This is a genomic window from Salinimicrobium oceani (genome assembly GCF_012037645.1).
On sequence record NZ_JAAVJR010001330.1, the window covers coordinates 1 to 325 of the forward strand.

General features: G+C 47.7%; 1 protein-coding gene. It reads left to right on the top strand.

The genetic code is table 11. The features are described 5' to 3' along the window. Positions 1 to 325, top strand: a 325-nt coding sequence (locus HC175_RS22055; RefSeq protein ID WP_168140000.1) for a TonB-dependent receptor domain-containing protein, incomplete at both ends; no start/stop codon positions are given.

The window sequence follows — 325 nt, forward strand, 5'->3', positions numbered from 1 at the left end:
TTTGGCGTACAAATTTGATCCCGATGATCGCTGGAGCTCCACGCTCTTCGGAAAATATTATCATATAACTGCGGAAGGGAGCAAGCAGTATGACTTTGGACTTCCCACTCAACGTACAGACGATTTTAGCGCGTCCCAAAACAGCTTTGGGTATGGTGTTGCTACGGCATATTTTTTACTGCCACAGCTTCAGCTCAAGGTGTCCTATGAACATACCTATCGTATGCCCACAGCCGATGAGATGTTTGGCGACGGCTTGTTCTTTACTCTAAATCCCGATCTCGGTCCGGAGCAAAGTGACAACCTGAATGTCGGGGCTTCATAC